Source organism: Sphingobium sp. MI1205, from assembly GCF_001563285.1.
Taxonomy (GTDB): domain Bacteria; phylum Pseudomonadota; class Alphaproteobacteria; order Sphingomonadales; family Sphingomonadaceae; genus Sphingobium.
Window position 1 is genome coordinate 348,230 of record NZ_CP005189.1, and the last position, 19,302, is coordinate 367,531.

16 protein-coding genes and 2 pseudogenes are annotated in these 19,302 nt (G+C 61.3%); 10 read left to right on the top strand and 8 right to left on the bottom strand.

Going from position 1 to position 19,302, the window contains the following annotated elements:
• The first annotated feature begins 147 nt into the window (after nt 1-147).
• Both K663_RS18110 and K663_RS18115 read left to right on the top strand, forming a co-directional pair.
• Nucleotides 148-2,403 (top strand): TonB-dependent receptor, encoded by a 2,256-nt coding sequence (locus K663_RS18110; RefSeq protein ID WP_158511227.1) that lies wholly within the window; start codon nt 148-150, stop codon nt 2,401-2,403.
• 56 nt (nt 2,404-2,459) lie between these two features.
• Nucleotides 2,460-3,275, top strand: coding sequence for an SDR family NAD(P)-dependent oxidoreductase (locus K663_RS18115; protein ID WP_062121465.1), 816 nt, complete (start codon nt 2,460-2,462; stop codon nt 3,273-3,275).
• Nucleotides 3,276-3,292: 17 nt separating this feature from the next.
• On the opposite strand, the gene K663_RS18120 is transcribed toward K663_RS18115, so the two are convergent.
• From K663_RS18120 to K663_RS18140, 5 genes are all read right to left on the bottom strand, one after another.
• Nucleotides 3,293-4,198 (bottom strand): LysR family transcriptional regulator, encoded by a 906-nt coding sequence (locus K663_RS18120; RefSeq protein ID WP_062121466.1) that lies wholly within the window; start codon nt 4,196-4,198, stop codon nt 3,293-3,295.
• Nucleotides 4,199-4,250: 52 nt separating this feature from the next.
• Nucleotides 4,251-5,603, bottom strand: coding sequence for an MFS transporter (locus K663_RS18125; RefSeq protein WP_062121467.1), 1,353 nt, complete (start codon nt 5,601-5,603; stop codon nt 4,251-4,253).
• A gap of 114 nt (nt 5,604-5,717) precedes the next feature.
• Nucleotides 5,718-6,884, bottom strand: a complete 1,167-nt coding sequence (locus tag K663_RS18130; RefSeq protein WP_062121468.1) for an acyl-CoA dehydrogenase family protein — start codon at nt 6,882-6,884, stop codon at nt 5,718-5,720.
• 18 nt (nt 6,885-6,902) lie between these two features.
• Nucleotides 6,903-7,685 carry an SDR family oxidoreductase gene (locus K663_RS18135; protein ID WP_063619089.1) on the bottom strand — a complete coding sequence of 261 codons (783 nt, stop codon included), beginning with the start codon at nt 7,683-7,685 and terminating at the stop codon, nt 6,903-6,905.
• Nucleotides 7,686-7,838: 153 nt separating this feature from the next.
• A complete protein-coding gene (locus K663_RS18140) occupies nt 7,839-8,633 on the bottom strand; it encodes a glutathione binding-like protein (protein WP_062121470.1) in 795 nt (264 codons plus the stop codon).
• Between the two features lie 463 nt (nt 8,634-9,096).
• Here K663_RS18140 and K663_RS18145 point away from each other — a divergent pair, with 463 nt between their 5' ends.
• The 5 genes and pseudogenes from K663_RS18145 to K663_RS24695 all read left to right on the top strand — a co-directional run bounded on the left by K663_RS18145 (nt 9,097) and on the right by K663_RS24695 (nt 10,181).
• Complete coding sequence (locus tag K663_RS18145) at nt 9,097-9,258, top strand: lipoyl domain-containing protein (protein ID WP_235589581.1); 162 nt, start codon at nt 9,097-9,099, stop codon at nt 9,256-9,258.
• An 84-nt stretch (nt 9,259-9,342) separates the two neighbouring features.
• Nucleotides 9,343-9,468: pseudogene (locus tag K663_RS25310) on the top strand (3-keto-5-aminohexanoate cleavage protein); the annotation flags it as partial.
• Entirely contained in the window at nt 9,431-9,739 is a 309-nt protein-coding gene (locus tag K663_RS25315; RefSeq protein WP_062121471.1) for a 3-keto-5-aminohexanoate cleavage protein, read from the top strand. The pseudogene K663_RS25310 and the gene K663_RS25315, both read left to right, overlap by 38 nt.
• A gap of 47 nt (nt 9,740-9,786) precedes the next feature.
• Nucleotides 9,787-9,840 (top strand): annotated as a pseudogene (locus K663_RS25320) (hypothetical protein); the annotation flags it as partial.
• A gap of 38 nt (nt 9,841-9,878) precedes the next feature.
• Nucleotides 9,879-10,181 (top strand): AMP-binding protein, encoded by a 303-nt coding sequence (locus K663_RS24695; RefSeq protein WP_062121472.1) that lies wholly within the window; start codon nt 9,879-9,881, stop codon nt 10,179-10,181.
• Nucleotides 10,182-10,290: 109 nt separating this feature from the next.
• On the opposite strand, the gene K663_RS18160 is transcribed toward K663_RS24695, so the two are convergent.
• From K663_RS18160 to K663_RS18170, 3 genes are all read right to left on the bottom strand, one after another.
• Complete coding sequence (locus K663_RS18160; protein ID WP_062121473.1) at nt 10,291-10,581, bottom strand: hypothetical protein; 291 nt, start codon at nt 10,579-10,581, stop codon at nt 10,291-10,293.
• Nucleotides 10,582-10,690: 109 nt separating this feature from the next.
• Nucleotides 10,691-12,019: an MFS transporter gene (locus K663_RS18165; protein ID WP_083536026.1), complete on the bottom strand. Its 1,329-nt coding sequence runs from the start codon at nt 12,017-12,019 to the stop codon at nt 10,691-10,693.
• Nucleotides 12,020-12,128: 109 nt separating this feature from the next.
• Complete coding sequence (locus tag K663_RS18170; protein WP_062121653.1) at nt 12,129-13,112, bottom strand: TerC family protein; 984 nt, start codon at nt 13,110-13,112, stop codon at nt 12,129-12,131.
• A 418-nt stretch (nt 13,113-13,530) separates the two neighbouring features.
• Between K663_RS18170 and K663_RS18175 the strand changes: the two genes are divergently transcribed.
• From K663_RS18175 to K663_RS18185, 3 genes are read left to right on the top strand one after another with little or no spacing between them, the layout of a single operon-like run.
• The gene (locus K663_RS18175) at nt 13,531-16,623 is read left to right on the top strand and encodes a response regulator (protein WP_062121474.1); all 3,093 of its coding nucleotides are present in this window, start codon (nt 13,531-13,533) and stop codon (nt 16,621-16,623) included.
• A complete protein-coding gene (locus K663_RS18180; RefSeq protein ID WP_062121475.1) occupies nt 16,608-17,483 on the top strand; it encodes a CheR family methyltransferase in 876 nt (291 codons plus the stop codon). The genes K663_RS18175 and K663_RS18180 overlap by 16 nt, the downstream gene beginning before the upstream one ends.
• Entirely contained in the window at nt 17,473-19,302 is a 1,830-nt protein-coding gene (locus K663_RS18185) for a response regulator (protein WP_062121476.1), read from the top strand. Before K663_RS18180 ends, K663_RS18185 begins: the two co-directional genes overlap by 11 nt.

Below are 19,302 nucleotides of genomic sequence, written 5' to 3' on the forward strand. Positions count from 1 at the left end.
AACCGGAGGCAGGCGCAGCCCTGTCCGTCCGGCATACCGGAGTGGGTCTATGACAGCGACATAAAAGGCCGGTTCATGTCAGCCGGACGGCCATCAGGTCGCCGACAGTAAAGCATGGCCAATTTTTTTGAATGGGGAGGACATATAATGACATCCAGTCTAACATTTTGCCGCAGTGTCTCGACGATGGCCTTGGCCATGGCGGCGATTGCGTTGCCGACCGTGGCCGAGGCGCAGGGCACAACGCAACCCGCCACCGCTCAGCAGACGCAGGGCAGTCCGGTCGACGATGCAATCGTGGTCACCGCACGCAAGCGGGAAGAAACGATCCAGAACGTGCCGACCACGGTCACAGCGGTCGGCAGCGAATCGCTGGAAACCCGAGCGGTGACGGATCTTCGCGCCCTCAGCGGGTATGTGCCGAACGTGACTGTCGAGCAGGCGACCACCTCATCCTCGGGATCACAGATCTTCCTGCGCGGCATCGGCATCGACAATACCGGCTTTAACACCGATCCCACGGTTGGCGTTTATCTTGACGATATTTTCATCGGCCGCCTGGTCGGATCGATGGTCGGCGCTCTTGATATGGAACGCATCGAGGTGCTGCGCGGGCCGCAGGGCACGCTCTACGGGCGCAATGCCACCGCCGGCGCAGTGAAATACGTGACCGTCAAGCCCAACCTTGACGACAGCAGCGCGAAATTCTCCGCCACGGTCGGGAGTCGCGATCGCGTCACCTTACGCGGCTCGGCCAATATCGTGCTGGTCCCGGACAAGCTTGCCCTGCTCGCAAGCGCACAGTGGCACAAGCAGGAGGGATATATCACCCTCTACGACGCCGCTGGCGCCGACACGGGACTGCGTTCGAACGCACGCGATGTCCAGGATTATCGCCTTGCCCTGCGCTACCAGGCTAGCGATGCGATGACGATCGATATTACAGGAGATTATTCGCACAATCGTTCGGGGCTTCAGTCGCTGACACCGACTAACTGCGCCGCACTCGGCACGCGCCCGGGCACGGTGTATGATGCAGCGACGGACAGCTTCGGCCCCGGACAGGTCAATGCGGGGCAGCTGGAACGCTGCCCGCTGTTCTACAATGATCCCTATGCAAGCTACATTGGCCCGTTCAACTATAATGATCCGAAGTTTGACTCGGCCGGCATATCTGGCACGATCGCCTATGATCTGGACTGGGCCACGTTGAAGTCGGTCACCGGATATCGCGGGTTCCGCGATATCTTTGTCAGCGCTCTTTATGCAAAGCCGCTGCCGTCGCTTAACGTCAACCTGGTCAACCGGCTCAAGCAACGGCAGTTCCAGCAAGAGTTTCAACTGAGTTCCAATGGCCGGTCCTTCATCGATTACACGGTCGGCCTGTTCTATTACAATGAGAAGGTCGATTCCGATTACCGCACACAGATCGGTGCGGGAGCCGGGCCGCTTCCCCTGCCCCGCCTCAATCTCGATTCGCAGAAAACGAACAGCTATGCCGTCTACGGCGAGATCTATATCCATCCGATGGAGCGTCTCGAACTGACGCTTGGCGGACGGATGTCGTGGGACAACAAGGATGTCGACCGCCAGCTGTTTCCGACCACTGCCTCCACGACTCCCAGCCTGACCTATAAGGGCAGCATCAAGACCGACGTTTTCACGCCAAAGATCGGCATCAGCTATCAACTCGAAGATGCGCTGCTTTATGCAACCTATTCCCAGGGCTATCGCTCGGCTGGATGGGCCAACACCACAGCGACGTCGCTCGCAAATCTGATGCTGGAATTTGGAACCGAGGACGAGAAATCGTACGAGGCCGGGATCAAGTCGCAGTTCTTCGACCGCAGGCTGACGCTGAATCTCGCTGCATTTCAGGCCGAGTATAACAACCTTCAGGCGACTTTGACCGCCAACGGTCAGACCATCGTGGTCACTTCCGATGCCCGCATTCAGGGATTGGAGCTGGAAGCCTCGGTTCGGCCGCTCCCGGGCCTCAATATCTTCGGCAACCTCGCGCTGATGAAAGACAAGTATCTCAAGCAGCCGCCGGGTCTGTTCTACGCGCGGCGGCTTAAGCATCTGGCGCGGGAGAGCTTTCTGCTTGGCTTCAATTACGATCAAGGCGTGCCGCAGATCAAAGGCAACATTTTCCTGGGCGCCGATGTCCGGTATCAGGGGAAGGCGTTTCGTAATGTCGCGAACACCATCGATCAGAAGAGCGGCGCCTATACGCTCGTCAACGCCCATATCGGTTATCGCAGCGAAGACGAGCGCTACACCGTCACGTTGGGCGGCACCAACATCACCAACAAGACCTATTATCTGCTTGGCACCGAGAATCAGACGCGCAGCTATCAGCCACCGCGCGAATGGTATCTGACGCTCGCGACGCAATTCTAATTTGATCCGCCCGGCATCGCCAAAGGTGCCGGGCGCTTCGTGCATTTTCGGAGACTATGATGAACAAAGGCGAAGGCCTCGATTTCTCAGGCCGCACCGCGCTAGTGGTTGGTGCTGGTGCGGGCATCGGCGAAGCGATCGTCGGGCTTCTGGCACGGCACGGTTGCAACGTCGCCTGTGTGGATGTGGATGGCGAACGGGCCGAGGCAGTTGCCGGGCAGGCGCGCCATTTGGGGGTCAGTGCCTGCGCGATCGCGGCAAACATTCTCGATGACGATGAGGCCGCTGGCGTCGTCGCTTCAGCCCAGCAGGCGCTCGGCCCCGTCGACATTCTGATCACCGTGGTCGGATCGACGGCGTTCCGGCCGCTTCTGGAAACGAGCGCCGACGACTGGGACAAAGAGCAGCAGATCAACCTGCGCTATGTATTCATCGTGGCGCGCGAATTCGCCGCCGCGCGGGTCGCGGCTGGCGGTGGCGGGGCAATTTGCGCCGTCGCGTCAGTCAGCGGAATGATGGCGGCCAACAGGCACGCCCCTTATGGCGCGGCCAAGGCTGGTCTCATGCACCTCGTCAAGACGATGGCAGCGGAATGGGCCGTTCACGGCATTCGCGTAAATGCCGTGGCGCCAGGCACGATCGTCACGCCGCGCTTGCCCGATACGCCGGACTGGCGCGAACGGGTCGAGGCCAGCCCGATGCCGATGCAGCGGCGCGGAACGGTCGACGAGATCGCGGGACCGGTTGTGTTTCTGTGTTCAGGTCTTGCCAGCTATGTCACCGGCCAAACGCTCGCTGTCGACGGGGGCCTGACGATCGGCAACAGCATGGCGATACCAGCAAAGCTGAAGAGCGCGCGCCCCGACGACTGAGGGCTTGACCGCCCATGTCACGCCACGACCGATTGCCGATTGGCGTCCACCAGGCGGCGCCAGGCATCGATGTAGCGCGCCAGCCAGCGGCTCTTATCGCCCCTGCGCCAGATGATCTCGACGGGTATGCTGATTTCGATTCCCTCCACGACGACGCACTTGAAGTCTTCGGGTGTTCCGATCAACTCCGGCATCCAGGCGACACCGCCTTCTGTGGCCAGCAACGTCAAAATACCTGATATCGTAGCCGCCCGGTTGGCGATGCGCGGCTCGAAGCCGACCGCGCGGCATTTTTCGAGAAGATCCTGTTGCAGGCCGGGATTGCGGTCGGTCGCGATATGGACGAAATTTTCATCGGCCAGTTCCTCGAGCCGCACAACATCCTGACCGGCAAGCCTGTGATCCCTCTGCAGCGCCAGAAGGTAGCGGTCCTGCACGACCGTCAAATGCTCGACATCTTTGGTCAGAGCAGGATCGCCGTAGATCAGGCCGATGTCGATCTCACGTCGTTGCAACGCCCCCGGCTGGTCCATAGAAGGCATGGGCACATAGCTGACGGTCAGACCAGGAACGTCGAGGCGCACGTCGCGCAGGATGGCAGCGAGCCGGCTCTTGCGTCCGATATCTTCCTGTAGCCCCATGCGAAGGCTGGATTCTTGGGTCGCGGCAAAGGCGCGCAGATCCTCGTTGGCCTTCTCGAAGGCAGCCATGAGACCGCGGATCCGGTCCGCATATATGACGCCGGCCGCAGACAGCTTCACCCGTCGTCCGAACCGTTCGAACAGTTCCACGCCCAGATCCGCCTCCAGATGCTGGATTTGCCGGGAGAAGGCGGAATGGACGATGTTCAGACGATCAGCGGCGCGACCGAAATGTTCTTCATCGGCGGCGGCGAGAAAACACTGAAGTCGACGGAAATTCATGTCTGGCGACCAGATTGCATGTCAGTGGTTCGGGCTTGGCTCTGGTCGGACATCATCGGTCTTCTTCGGACGGCCACACTTGCGCCGACACGCAGGCACGGTAAGCCGGCAGGCCAGCGGTGAGAAGGACGGCCGCCAACGGCAGGGAAACGCCCGCAAGCACGGCCAAAGCATAACGCAGCGACGCCTCCTCCCCAAAGACAAATTGAGTCAGCGCGGCGACTGCCGTGGGGCCAAGGCCCACCCCCGCGACGCTCGCGGTAAGGATATAGATGGCGCCCATCTGCCCCCTGAGATGCGATGGCGTGATATACTGCACCGCAGCAGCGGCTATGCCTGTCGTAAGGCCGGTTGCCATGAGGCTGAACGCCATGAGGCCCAATGCCAGATTCACGCTGTCGACCAGGTACATGCTCACGGACGGTGCCAGGGCCAGGACCGCGGCAAAGGCCATGACCCGGGGATAGGCGTCCTTGTATCCCGCCTGCAGCATCCGGTCGCCGAGGACGCCTCCCAACAGAAGGCCAACGACGCCGCAAACGCCCAACTGCACGCCGAAATAGATGCCGATCGTCGAGGCGGGCATACTGTGGCTGCGGATGAAAAAGGCGGGAATCCAAGCCATCGATCCATAGACGGCAAGGGACAGCATGCAAGTTCCGCCAAACTGGAAGAGAAAGGCGCGGCCGTGGCTGCGGATATATCGCGGTGCCTCCAACCAGCTCACGGACTTGCCGACCCGCTCCGGATGCACCCGGCGCGCAGGTTCGCGCACCGTGAGCAGGAGGAGAAGTGACAGTATGATCCCGGGGAGGCAGAGCGCGACGAAAACGAGGCGCCAGCCCTCAATCGTTCCCACGATCGGCAAGGTGACAAAGGGGACGCTCGAAGCGAAAGCGATCACGCTTCCGCCAATGGCAAGCGCCGCACCCGTTCCCAGAGGATTACCAATCACATAGGTCGATATGGCGCGCCCGAGCTTGTTGGGAGGAAAGCTGTCCGATATCATCGAATAAGCCGACGGCGATAATGTGGCCTCCGCCGCTCCGACGATCATGCGCGCGATGAAAATTGCGGCGAAACTCCCCGCAATGCCGCATGCTGCGGTGGCGACGCTCCAGATCAATATGCCAGTGACGATCAGATTACGCCGGTTTATCCGGTCCGCCAGATAGCCGCAGGGCACCCCCATGATGACGTAGAACAGAGCAAACGCCGCGCCGATGAGGAGGCTCACCTGAAAGTCGGAGATGGCAAAGCTCTGTTTGATCGGGTCGATGAGCAGGCTCATCACCATCCGGTCCGCGAAGGACAGCGAATAGGCCGCGACAAGAACCCAGACCATATACCATGCGCGGCCAGACGAAACAGGTACCCGATGCTCGTCCGTTGATCCCGCAGACATCGTTTCTCTCCGCATATCACTTGTTTTTTCTGAATCGATTGAGGCAAGTTCAGGCCGCGAATTCTATGTCGATGTCGGCTTCTGTCGCATCGGCAGCAGACGCCGACACCGGAATCAGTAGGATTTCGGCAGGTCCAGCACCTTTTCCGCAACGAAGCTCAATATCATCTGCTCGGTAATGGGCGTGATCACCGGCAGAATCGATTCGCGGAACAATCGCTCCACCTGATATTCCTTGGCATAGCCCATGCCGCCATGAGTCATTACCGCGCGCTTGCATGCCTCGAAACAGGCGCGGGCACCCAGCAGCTTGGCGGCATTGGCTTCCGCGCCACAGGGCTTTCCAGCGTCGTACAGATAAGCAGCCCGCATGGTCATCCAGAATGCGGCTTCCAGCTCAATCCAGTTCTCGGCGAGCGGATGCTGAATGCCCTGGTTCTGGCCGATCGGGCGGCCGAACACCTGTCGCTCGCGGGCATATTGAGCGGCGCGCGACAGGGCATTCTGGCCAAAACCGACAGCCTCAACTGCGACAAGGATCCGTTCGGGGTTGAGGCTATGCAGAATGTAGTGAAAGCCTTTGCCCTCCTCGCCGATGCGGTCTTCGTCCGGAACGAAGTAATCGTCGATGAAGGTGGCGTTGGAATCGACCGCGTTGCGGCCCATCTTGGGAATGCGCCGCACTTCAATCTGCGACTTGTCGAGATCGGTGTAGAACAGCGTCATGCCGTCGGTCGGCTTACGGCACTCCTCCTTTGGAGTAGTCCGGGTGAGCAGCAGGATCTTGTTCGCGACCTGGCCCGACGAGGTCCAGATCTTTCTCCCCGTGACGCGGTAGCCGCCGTCGACCTTGGTCGCGAAAGTCTTGATGCTGGTGGTGTCCAGGCCGGCATCGGGCTCGGTCACGCCGAAGCATGCGCGATCGGTGCCCGCGATCAGCGGCTTCAGCATCCGCTCCTTCTGCTCCGGCGTGCCGAACACAACGACGGCGTGCGGCCCGAACAGGTTGAGGTGCAGCGTACTTGCCGAATTATAGCCGCCGCAGCCCGACGTCACGGTATGCATCATGATCGCGGCTTCGGTCACGCCCAGATTGGCGCCGCCCAGTTCCTCGGGCATGGTGATGCCGAGCCAGCCCGCATCGGCCATCGCCTTGTGAAATTCAAAGGGGAAGCTCTTTGTCTCCTCCTTATCCGACCAATATTCGTCATCGAACCGGTCGACCACGCGCTTCACGCCGTCCCGGATCGCCTCATGCTCGGCGGAAAGTTCGATCTCCATGTATATTCTCCTGATGCCTCAAGCCTTCGTGCTGACCGGAGGCCGGATGACGATTTCCTGCAGATTGATGTCGATGGGCTGTTCGAGAACATAGCGCACCATGTTGGCGATATGCTGCGGGTCGGAAATGAGCCGTTCCGTGCCGGGACCGCCGAATTCAAAGCCGTTCTCGGCAAAAGCAGCGGCGATTGTCGCAAGCTGCTCCGGCTGAAATCCGCGTGCAAGTTGGGTCGCGAAACCGCCGGGGACCAGCGAGCAGACGCGGATGTCGTCCTGCTCAAGCTCCTCGCGCAAGGTATCGCCGATAGCGAGCACAGCGCGCTTGGTGATGCCGTAGACGCCGGGAACCTCGAACCGGGCCTGCACCGAACCGATGTTGACGAGGTGGCCGGGCTTGCCATGCGCGCGCATTGCCTCGACCGCCGCCTTGCACCCTTCGAGCGTCGCCATGACGTTGATGTCCAACATCGCCTGCCACCGGTCGATGGTGCCGCTCAGGATCGGTTCCGGGTACATGACGCCGGCATTGTTCACGAGCGCGAACAGATGCGAATGTGCGCCTGCCACCTCTGCCACCAGCGTGGCGAGCGGGCCGCGTTCACGCAGGTCCATGGGTGCCGCATGCGCCTGCGGCCCGCCGGCTTCGGCGATCAACCGCGTCGTTGCGGCAAGCTCTCCGGCATCGCGACCCACCAGCCATAGCTCGGCCCCCGCACGGCCCAGTTCCACGGCGATCGAACGTCCAATTCCGCTTGACGCGCCGGTCACGATGATCGCCTTACCCTGCATCGCTTGTGTCATCCCGTCATTCTCCCGCCTTTGGCTGGTGGCCCTATTTCAGACCGAATTTCTGAAAAATTCGCCCGCGCCTCGTCCCTACCGCAGGCGGCCATGAACAGCGCATTGGCCACGTCGTCCCCGTCCTCTGGACCGTGGCGCATTCCTGCCCTGGCGTCACAGACGCATCGGCAGTTCGAGATGATCGGCGTAGATGCGATCGCGGAACGCCAGAAGGTCGGCGGCCGCCTCGACCAGTGCCGGGTCATGCTCGGTATAGGTCGCACGCATCGCGTCATCGAGACGACAATGGTCCTGCGGCAAGGGTCGAACCATCGCCATGAAACAGGCGCAATAGATGTCCGCCGCCGTCAGCGTGTCGCCCACAAGATAGCGGCTGCCCCGCGCCATCTGTTCGCGCAATCGATCGGTCAGGAGACCCAGCACCGAAAGGACGCGCCCATGGGCGCGGTAAGCATCGCCGGCGCCGTACTTGCGCCGCATCCGGTCGAAGCCTTCGCGCGCCTCGTCAGGCGCGGCGGCCATCGCCACCTCGGCGCGTGCGAAAAACAGCAAGCGCTTGTTCCAGCCGAAACCGTCTTCGCCGCACAGCGCATGGGCAAGGCCGAACATCGTCGCACGGTCGCGCTCGTCGGCAGGGATCAGCGCCGGTAGGGGCGCGATACGCTCCGCCAGCGCCAGGATCTCCGCCCACCCCGCACGCGGCGGCTCGTCCTCGAAGATGGCAACTGGGGCGCTGTTGGCCCCGGTCCATTCGGTAAGCGGCGCGTTGACGGCACCCGCCTGATGATGGACGCGCAGATGGTCGATACGCTTGACCCACAAGATGCTCTTGGCCGCTTCCACCCAAGGGCCAGGGATGCCCGCCGTGACAACGAGGCGCAAGCCCTGTGCGTGCACGGCGTCCGCGAGGGACACATAGCGTCCGTGAATGTCCACCGTGTCAGTCAAATGGACTGCTCGCTCAGGGCTGGCGCACCTTTTAGAAATGGTAAGATTCCGGGATTGAGATCACCGGCTCGGCTGGAGGTCAATCTCTTGGGTAGGACGTTCGCGCCGCTCGCGTCGCGGACAAAGGCCCAGAGGGGCGTGAGGCGAGAGAATTCACGGCACGCCGATTCCAACAGCCGGTCGGCAGGTATCAGCATGCTCCCTCCAAATCTGTTCGTGCGTATATTGATTGCTTGCGTACCATATATCTCATAGGATGGTTTCGCGCTAGAGGCAATTGCCGAAAAGGCGTCGGGCTAACGGATGGATTCGTTGGTCGGCGACGGCATGCCTAAATACCATGAGGGCCAGACCGGTCGACCAAGGGCGACATTGCAATAGTGTGGAGATTTAAAATGGCTGTTAAGGTTATCCTGCCGAAGCTGGGATTTCGATGAACGAAGGCATGCTGTCCGAATGACTGGTGGCAGACGGAGCCAAAGTCAAGGAAGGCCAGCTCCTATTTGCTCTCGAGAGCGGCAAATCCGCTCAGGAGGTCGAAGCGGCGGCAACGGGAACGCTGAAGATTCTCAAGCAGACCGACGAGACCTACGAAGCCGGGACGATACTCGCCGAAATCGACTGACACGCCACACCGGATTGGACACAGGCAGCAAGAGTTGCGAAGGGTGTCGCCGAGGCGCCAATAAGGCATGAAAAGACTGACAAGGTGGTCATCACCTGCGCGATTACGGAGTCGATCCACACGCCGACGATGTCGCCGCATTTGCTGATCACGGCCGACCAAATCGCGGCCGATGCGATTGCGCCAGCGGAAGCGACCATGCTTCACCTGCACGCCCGCAATCCAGACGGGCCAGCCTTTGCAAGACCCGGACCTGTTCGCTCAATTCCTTCCGCGCATCAAGCAGTCCTGCGACGCCATCGTCAATATCACCACGGTGGGCGGACTAGGCATGACACTAGAAGACCAGCTGGCTCCCGCCAAGCGGTTCCGACCCGAAGTCTGTTCGATTAACATGGGTTCGGTAAATTTCAACATTCGGGCGCGGCCGGGAAGATTTCGGACTGGCAGTTTGATTGGGAAAAGCCATATCTGGAGATGACCAGGGACTTCATCCTGTCGAACACCTTCGCCCAGATAGAGCGCGCCATGATCGAACTTTCAGATCAGGGTACAAGGTTCGAGTTCGAATGCTGTGATGTCGGCCATCTCTACAATCTTGCGCATTTTGTCGAGCGCGAATGGTCAAGCCGCCCTTCTTCATCCAGGGTGTATTCGGCATATTGGGCGGGATGGGGCCGGATCAGCATGATGCGCGCAACCCTACGCTGTTGCGGTCGGTCGCCCCCTACCCGGCTTTGCCATTGCGATCCGGGACCGGACGGCGCACTACTGCCATCGACGCGCCGAGGGAAATCTGCGTCAGCGGGCCAAGCCTTATGACGGAATATTGGAACGAGCCCGAAGCGACGACAGAAGCGCTGATCGATGGCTCGTATCGATCCGGCGATGGCGGTCGGCTGGACAGGGGCGGAAGGGCCTGATCGTTCGGCCCGGCGGGCGCACCAAAACGGGCCAGACATCACCTGGGCCGCATCGGCATCGATGACATCTGACCCTGACGGCTTTCAACAAGCAACCTGGATATGCAGGTTACTCTTCGCCATTATCCTTCACGCCAACGGTTGGAACATCGATCGTTTCCTGCTTGGAGCCGACCACCACTTCCTTGGAGTCCACATCCACATTGGGTAGCTCGCCGCCCTGGACGCTCACTTCTGGCACATCGCCGCCCGAAACGTCGGCCTTCCAGAATCCAGTCGCAAACAGAATACCGACGATCGCCAGAATGGCGATCAGCACAATGGCAAGCGTTCTGCCGCCTTTGCTCTTGTGAACGACGGTCCGATCACCGGTATAAGGATCTCTATGAACTTCAGCCATAATCAACCTCCTCCTGACGGACATTGAACAATCAGCTCATCACCTTGTTCCCGGCCGCCTTGGATTGAACTTCGTCGTCCGTCATGAAGTCTTTTATATCAACGAGATTCTATTCCACTTTGGCGAGATCGACGCCGCGCGTTTCGGACGCCGCGATGACAGCCACGATTGTCAGGATCAGGCTGCCGACGACATAAGCCGTCACTAGCGTCGTCCCGCCACTCGCCTGATAAAGGGACAGGGCGATGAGGGGCGCCAGCGACCCTGCCATGATCGAGGTAGCCTGATAGGCGATGCTTGCCCCTGAATAGCGCAAGCGGGTGGGGAAGAGTTCGGTTATCATCGCGGCCTGTGGCGCATACATCGCCCCGTGCGCCACCATCGCGACAGTAATCGCCGCCCCTACGCTCCACGCATTCCCCTGATCCAGCAGCGTGAAGAAGATCAGGAACCAGGCCGCCATGCACAAAGCCCCGCCGCCATAGACCAGCCTGCGCCCTACCCGGTCGGACAGCATCGCGAAGAACGGCATGGTGAGGCATTCCAGCGCGGAGCCGATCAGCACCGCATTCAGCACGAGCGACCGGTCGCCGCCCCGGATTTCGGTGAGATAGGTCATGGAAAAGGTGGCGGCGACATAGTAGCATATGTTCTCGCCGAACCGCAGGCCCGCGCCGGTCAGCAGCGCGCGGCCCTTACGCCGTATCGCCTCCACCGCCGGAAAGCGTTCCACTCCCGCCTCCGCCGCCTCGCGGGCGAAAACCAGGCTTTCCGAGACGGCCCGGCGCAGCCACCACCCCACGAGCACCAGCACGATCGACAGGAGGAAGGGGATGCGCCAGCCCCAGGCGATGAAATCCGCCTCGGTCAGCAGCGCCGACGCAGCGGCGAACACCGCGGCGGCCAGCAGGTTGCCCGCCGGCGCACCCACCTGCGGCCAGCTCGTCCAGAAGCCGCGCTGCGATGGCGGCGCTACTTCCGCTACGATCAGCACGGCCCCGCCCCACTCGCCTCCAACGGCGAAGCCCTGGATAAGCCGCAACAACACGAGCAGGATCGGCGCCCAGCTGCCGATCTGTTCGTATGTCGGCAGTAGGCCGATGGCGGTTGTCGACAGACCCATCATCAGCAAACTGATCATCAGCAACGTCTTGCGCCCGATCCGGTCGCCGAAATGACCAAAGATCACGCCGCCCAACGGCCGCGCCAGGAAACCCAGCGCGTAGGTGGAAAATGCCAGCAGCGTGCCCGTCAGCGGTTCGAAGGACGGGAAGAACAACCGATTAAAAATAAGAGCCGACGCGACTCCATAGATGAAGAAGTCGAACCATTCGATCGTCGTGCCGATCACGCTGGCGCCCACGACGGTGCGCAATTCACGCCGACTGACGCCCGGTGGCGCGGCCTTCACCGTCGCTGCTGCTGATCCGGTAGGCATGCCCCCTCCTGCCCTTCATGTGCCAGACGCCTGCATAGAGGCGAAGGGGCGGAATTAACAAGGGGCATCAGAGGAGCCGGGGCGGATGTGCCCACCCCGGCCCGAATGATCACACGACGCCGCGCGCTTCCTGCCGCGTTTTCCACAGCGACCAGCCCACGCCACCGGCAATGAGCGCGAAAGTGACGCCCAGGCTCAGCACAGGCGGGAATTTGCCGCCGTCCAGCAGGAAATCAGCCACGAAGATCTTCGTGCCGATATAGACCAGGATCAGCGCCAGCGCATATTTCAGATAATGGAAGCGATGCACCATCGCCGAAAGCGCGAAATAGAGCGCGCGCAGGCCAAGGATCGCCATGACGTTCGAGGTGTAGACGATGAACGTGTCGGTCGTGATGGCGAATATGGCCGGGACGCTATCCACCGCAAAGACGAGGTCCGCAAAGTTGATGATCACCAGCGCCAGGAACAGCGGCGTGGCGGCAAGCACCATCTTGCCCGTCTTCGGATGGGGCGTGCGGGCGAAGAAATGTTCGCCATGCAGTTCCGGCGTCATGCGGATATGCGCAGCGATGAATTTGATCGCGCGATTATTGCTGATGTCCATGGGCGTATCGCCCGAAAACAGCATCTTGATCCCGGTAAAGATCAGGAAAACAGCGAACAGATAGAGCACCCAATAGGCTTCATGCAGCAGCATCGCGCCGCCCGCAATCATCAGGCCGCGCAGCACGATCACGCCGATGATGCCCCATAGCAGCGCGCGATATTGATAGCGGGCCGGGATAGCGAAATAGGAAAAAATCAGGCTGATCACGAATACGTTGTCGATCGACAGCGCCTTTTCGATGAAGAAGCCGGTGAAATACTGCATCCCCGGCTCCGGCCCGCGCGCGAACCATATCCAGCCGCCGAACAGCATCGCCACGCTGATGTAAAAAGCCGAAAGGCCCAGGCTTTCCCGAATGCCGATTTCCCGGTCATCCTTATGCAGGAAACCCAGGTCGAAAGCGGTCAGGGCTGTGACCAACGCGATGAATACAAGCCAGAACCAGGCGGGCGTGCCCAACCAGTCGGCAAACAGAAACTCCATGAAAACGCTCCTCCAGTTCAACATCATGTTGATCGGAAGATTCAGAAACGAAGGAAAAGCAGAAGCTACTCCCATGCCTTTCGCACCGGATCATCCGATGCGGTCCGACATCACGCGCCAAAGCCAAGGCAAGCGCGCCAGAGGGGCCCGGTCCGCAGCCAATAGCTTACGACCTTCTCCGCGAAATTCAATCGCCTGTTAATCAGACTGTCCGGATGAATCGAACAAAGTCACATTTCTGGCGCGGACGGCGTCCAATAGGTCAGAATAGGGAACCAATTTTCTTTTCGTTGGTTTGAACGCGCCAAGGTGAATTGGAATCCGGCTGGGCCTTGGCGGCCTTGCCGGTGAAGTTATTGCGAAGGGGGTTGGGGGGTAAGGTGCCGCGTCGAGAGGCGCACACCGTCTCTGTTGGAAGATGCTGCAAACAAAGTCGTTAAACACGCGAGTCTGGCTTCATGCCGCACTGATCCTGCTGCTTGCCCTCCCCTTCGCCGCAGACCTGATCTTCCCCTTGGGGACGGCTGTGTGGGTGGCGTATCTGCTGCCGGTCGTGCTGTCTTATGTGGCGGCGCGGCCTCAATTACCTCTTTTCGTCGCGGCGGGTGCGACAGTGCTGATGATCGTCGGCATGCCCCTGGCACCGGCAGGCGTCGATCCGCAAGTCGCGATCACCAACCGTGCACTGGCCTGTTTCACATGCTGGACACTTGCGATTGTCGGCCTTTTTTTCATCCGCAATCGCCTGGCCATCGCGCGGGAGGAGTGGATGCAGGGCGGACAGGTGGGCCTTGCCAAGGCGGTGGGCGGCGAGCAGCCGCTCGATACGCTGGCGACCAGCGCCCTTACTTTTCTGGCCGACTATCTGAAGGCGCAGGCGGGCGCGCTATACATCGCCAATGGCGAGGGCTTCCGCCGCTATGCGACCTACGCGGTGCCTGCGGACGCGCTGCTTCCAGAACGATTTGATGTCGGCGACGGGCTGCTGGGTCAGGCAGTGGCCGACCGGCGCAGCTTTTTGTTGAATGATGTGCCGGACGGCTATCTTTGTTATGGATCGGCGCTGGGACAGGCCAAACCGGAAAGCCTATTGATCGCAACCACCCAGGCCGATGGCGTCATCAATGCAGTGGTTGAGCTGGGCCTGCCCAAAGGCGCGGATGCAGAGGCGCTCGCCCTGCTCGAACGGATCGCCGGACAATTGGGCGTCGCCATCCGATCCGGCAAATATCGCGCCCGCCTGCGTGAACTGCTTGAAGAAACGCAGCAGCAGGCTGAAGAACTGCAGGCGCAGAGCGAGGAGTTGCGCGCGAATAATGAGGAGCTGGAGCAGCAGAGCCGCCATCTCCAGGAATCGGCTGCCCGTCTGGAGGCCCAGCAATCCGAACTGGAACAGACCAATTCCCAGCTGGAGGAACAGGCAAGGCAGCTGGAAATTCAGCGTGATGACCTGACCCGCGCCCAGCGTTCACTGGAAAATCAGGCCGGGGAACTGGAGCAGGCTAGCCGCTACAAATCCGAATTCCTCGCCAATATGAGCCACGAACTGCGCACGCCGCTCAATTCGCTGCTCATCATGGCGCGATTGTTGGCGGAAAACCGGGGCGGCAACCTGTCGGCGGAACAGGTGCGGCATGCAGAGACGATCGAAACGTCGGGCAACGACCTGCTGGCGCTGATCAACGATATTCTCGACATTTCGAAGATAGAGGCAGGCAAGCTGGAACTGCAGCCGCGCTGCATGAGCATTCCGGCGCTGCTGGAAAAAATGGATGCGATCTTCGCACCTTCTGCGCAGTCAAAGGGCCTTGCCTTCAGCGCCGGGGGGACCGCGCCAGTCGAAATGGAAAGCGACCCGCAGCGCATCGAACAGGTGCTGAAGAATTTCCTGTCGAACGCGATCAAGTTCACCGATAGCGGATCAGTGGCGCTGGAAGCCGACAGGCTGGCCGATGGCCGCATCGCCTTCACCGTGCGTGATACGGGCGTGGGCATACCGACCGAACATCAACAGCTGATCTTCGACGCCTTCCGCCAGGCCGATGGCACGGTCAGCCGGAAATATGGCGGCACCGGCCTTGGCCTGTCCATTTCCCGCGAACTGGCCAGACTGCTGGGCGGCGAAGTGGAAGTGCAGAGCGTGGTGGGAGAAGGCAGCGCCTTCAGGCTGATCCTGCCCGAGCGATATGATGGCGCAGCCGCGGTGCGGGCTGACCTGCCGCCGCCCGTCGAGCAGGCGCGGCCCCGGCCATCCAACCCCAAGCCCGCGCGACGCCGCCCGACCGTGGTGACGCAGGACGACCGCGAACAATTGTCGGGCGACGCCCGCGTCATCCTGATCGTTGAGGATGATCCGGTCTTCGCCAAAATCCTGTGCGATGTGGCGCATGAACTGAACTTCCAGTGCCTGATCGCCAGCACCGCCGATGAAGGCGCGCTGATGGCGCGGCAATATGTGCCCAATGCCGTGATCCTGGACATGAACCTGCCCGACCATACGGGTCTGTCCGTGCTGGACCGGATAAAGCGCGACGTGCGCACCCGGCACATCCCCGTCCATGTCGTATCGGTCGATGATGACAGCCAGGCTGCCTTGTCCAGCGGGGCGATCGGCTATCTGTTCAAGCCGGTGAAGCGCGATGCGCTGGTCGAGATGCTGGAGGGGCTGGAAGCCCGGATGTCGCAGCGCCTGCGCCGCGTATTGGTGGTGGAGGATGACGCGCAGCAGGCCGAAAGCGTCAAGCTGCTGCTCGCATCCCGCGACGTCGAGACGGTTGAGGCGCGTTCGGCCGCGCAATGTTTCGACCTGCTGGGCCGCGAAACATTCGACTGCATGGTGCTGGACCTGAACCTGCCCGACGCTTCCGGCCTCGACCTTCTGGAGCGGTTGAGCGCGGACGAAGCTGTCGGTTTCCCTCCGGTCATCGTCTATACTGGCCGTGATCTCGCCCAGGAAGAGGAGATGCGGCTGCGAAGGTACAGCAAGTCCATCATCGTCAAGGGCGCCAAATCACCCGAACGGCTGCTGGACGAAGTCACGCTGTTCCTGCATCAGGTCGTGTCCGACCTGCCCGAGCCGCAACAGGCGCTGATCGCCAAATCGCTCAACCGCGACGCCGCGCTGGACGGGCGCGAGATCCTGGTTGTCGAGGACGACATCCGCAACGTCTATGCGCTGACATCCATCTTCGAACCGCATGGAGCCAAGGTGCGGATAGCGCGGAATGGCCGGGAAGCGCTCCAGGCGCTTGATGAGGCTGCGCGCGGCCTGTCCAACGCTGTCGATCTGGTGCTGATGGATGTGATGATGCCGGAGATGGACGGCCTTACCGCCACGCGCGAGATTCGTGCCCAACCGTGGGGCAAGCAGATGCCGATCATAGCCCTGACGGCCAAGGCGATGGCGCGCGATCAACAGGATTGCCTGGACGCGGGCGCCAATGACTATCTCGCCAAGCCGCTGGACGTCGACAAGCTGCTAAGCCTCACCCGCGTGTGGATGCCGCGATGAGCGAGGAGGCTTTCGCCGCGCACGAGGAACTGGAACTGGACCTGCTGCTGGAGGCGATCTGGCGGCATTATCATTATGATTTTCGCGGCTATTCGCGCGGCTCCCTCCACCGCCGCCTGGCCCGCGCGCAGCAACGGCATGACTGCGACAGCCTATCCCACCTCCAGCACCTGCTGTTGCGAGACCCCGCCGTGTTCGCCGACCTGATGGGTTTCCTGACCATCCAGGTGAGCGAGATGTTCCGCGACCCGGCCTACTTCCGCGCGCTGCGGGAACTGGTGGTGCCGCATCTGAAAACCTATCCGTCGCTGAAAGTATGGATCGCCGGGTGCGCCAATGGCGAGGAATTTTACTCCCTCGCCATCCTGTTCCGCGAAGAGGGGCTGGAAGACCGTACGATTTTCTATTGCACCGACATCAGCCCGGCGGCGCTTCAAAAGGCGCAGGCGGGGATCTACGATCTGGACCGCATCCAGCAATTTACCGAAAATCATCGTCTGGCCGGGGGCAAGCGATCGCTGTCCGACTATTATACCGCAGCCTATGGCGCGGCCGTGTTCGACAAGTCGCTGCGCCGCCGGGCGGTTTTTGCCGAACATAATCTGGCCAGCGATCAGGTATTCGCCGAGGTCCAGCTTGTGTCCAGCCGCAACGTCCTCATCTATTTCGACCGGGAATTGCAAGATCGCGCGCTGGGCCTGTTCGGCGGGGCCTTGGTGCGCGGCGGCTTCCTGGGGCTGGGGTCGAAAGAAACGCTGCGCTTCTCCCGCTATTCCGACGCCTTTGCCGATTTCCATGAGGCGGAAAAAATATATCGCCGCAACCTCAAGGCACTGGAGGAATTCAGCGATGCCGCCTGAACCCGCCAAGATCCTGGCCGTCGATGATATCGAGGAAAATCTGACCGCGCTTGAGGCGCTGCTCGCGGAAGAAGGCGTCGAACTGCTCAAGGCGCGGTCGGGGGTGCAGGCGCTCGAACTGCTGTTGGTGCATGACGTTGCGCTGGCGCTGCTGGACATTCAGATGCCGGGGATGGACGGCTTTGAACTGGCCGAACTCATGCGCGGCACGGAACGCACGCGCCGCGTCCCCATCATATTCCTGACCGCCGTCGCGACCGATGAACGGCGCCGCTTCCGGGGGTATGAGACAGGCGCTGTAGATTATCTGCTGAAGCCCGTCGATGCGCACATCCTGCGCAACAAGACCGCCATATTCGTCGAACTGTTCCGCCAGCGGGAAGAACTCGCCCGGCAGCGCGACGAGCTTGCCGGGGCGCTGTCGCGGCTGAACGCCCATAGCGACAATTCCCCGCTGGCTATCATCGAATTCGATGCCGGGCGGCATATCGTCGCCTGGTCAAAGGGGGCAGAGCGCCTCTTTGGATGGCGCGCGCCAGAAGTCGCGGGCTTCAGGGCTGTCGAGCTGGACTGGATCGACCCGGAAGACGAGGCACTGTTCGATGAACTGACGAGCGACCTGATCGCCGGGCGATCCGTCCGGGCGATGCAGCATTTGCGGATGCGAACGGCTGAAGGCCTGACGCTGGAGTGCGAATGCTATTGCTCCGCGCTGCTCAATGGACAGGGTCGGCTCGTTTCCATCAATGTTCAGGTGCTGGACGTCACGGAACGAAAGCGGGCGGAAGATACGCAGCGCCTGCTGATCGGCGAACTCAACCATCGGGTGAAGAACACCCTGGCCTCCGTGCAAGCGATCGCGGTGCAGACACTGCGCCATTCGTCCGGCCCATCCGACTTCGCGCCGACCTTTACCGGGCGCATCCATGCGCTGGCGCGAGCACACTCCCTGCTGAGCAGTACCACATGGCAGGGTGCTTCGCTGCGTGAACTGATCAGCGGCCAGCTTGAGATCGGGGCGATCGACCCGACCCAGCTCGACATCGTGGGGCCGGACCTTGAACTGGCGCCCGAACTGGCGCTGCACGTCGCCCTGATCCTGCATGAGCTTGTCACCAACGCCCACAAATATGGCGCTCTATGCACGCCGGCCGGAACGGTGTCACTATCGTGGACGATTGACGGCAAGCAACTGGCGATCATCTGGGCCGAAGATGGCGGCCCTGCTGTCGCTCCACCAACGCGCAGGGGCTTCGGCACCGCGCTCATAGAACGAAGCCTAAAGGCTGAGGGCGGGCAGGCCAGCGTCGCTTATGACAAGGCTGGCGTTCGGTGGACGATGACCCTGCCCTGCGGCCCGCGCATCAGCCGGATCAACACCGCCGCCTCCCCCGCCAGCTCGGATGAGGACATGGCAGCCGGGCGCGAGGGGGCGATATCGGGCCGATCTTTCCTGATCATTGAGGATGAGCCGCTGGTGGCGATGGAAATTGCCAGCATATTGGAGGATGAGGCCGCCGTCGTCACCATCGCCGCGTCCGCCGACGAAGCGTTGACCCTGCTTCAGACCGGCGATTTTGACGCCGCGCTGCTGGACGGCAATCTTCAGGGCGAGCCGGTAGATCCTGTCGCCGCTGCGCTGACGGCCCGGCAGCTTCCCTTCGCTTTCGTCACTGGATATGGTCGCGAAAGCCTGCCCGGATATTCAGAGGATCGGCCACTGATCAGCAAGCCGTTCGATCGCAAATCGCTGGTCCAATGTGCATCCAAGCTGGCGGCTCTTGCCGTCTCTGCTCAGGAAGTCGGGCCCACTCCTTGA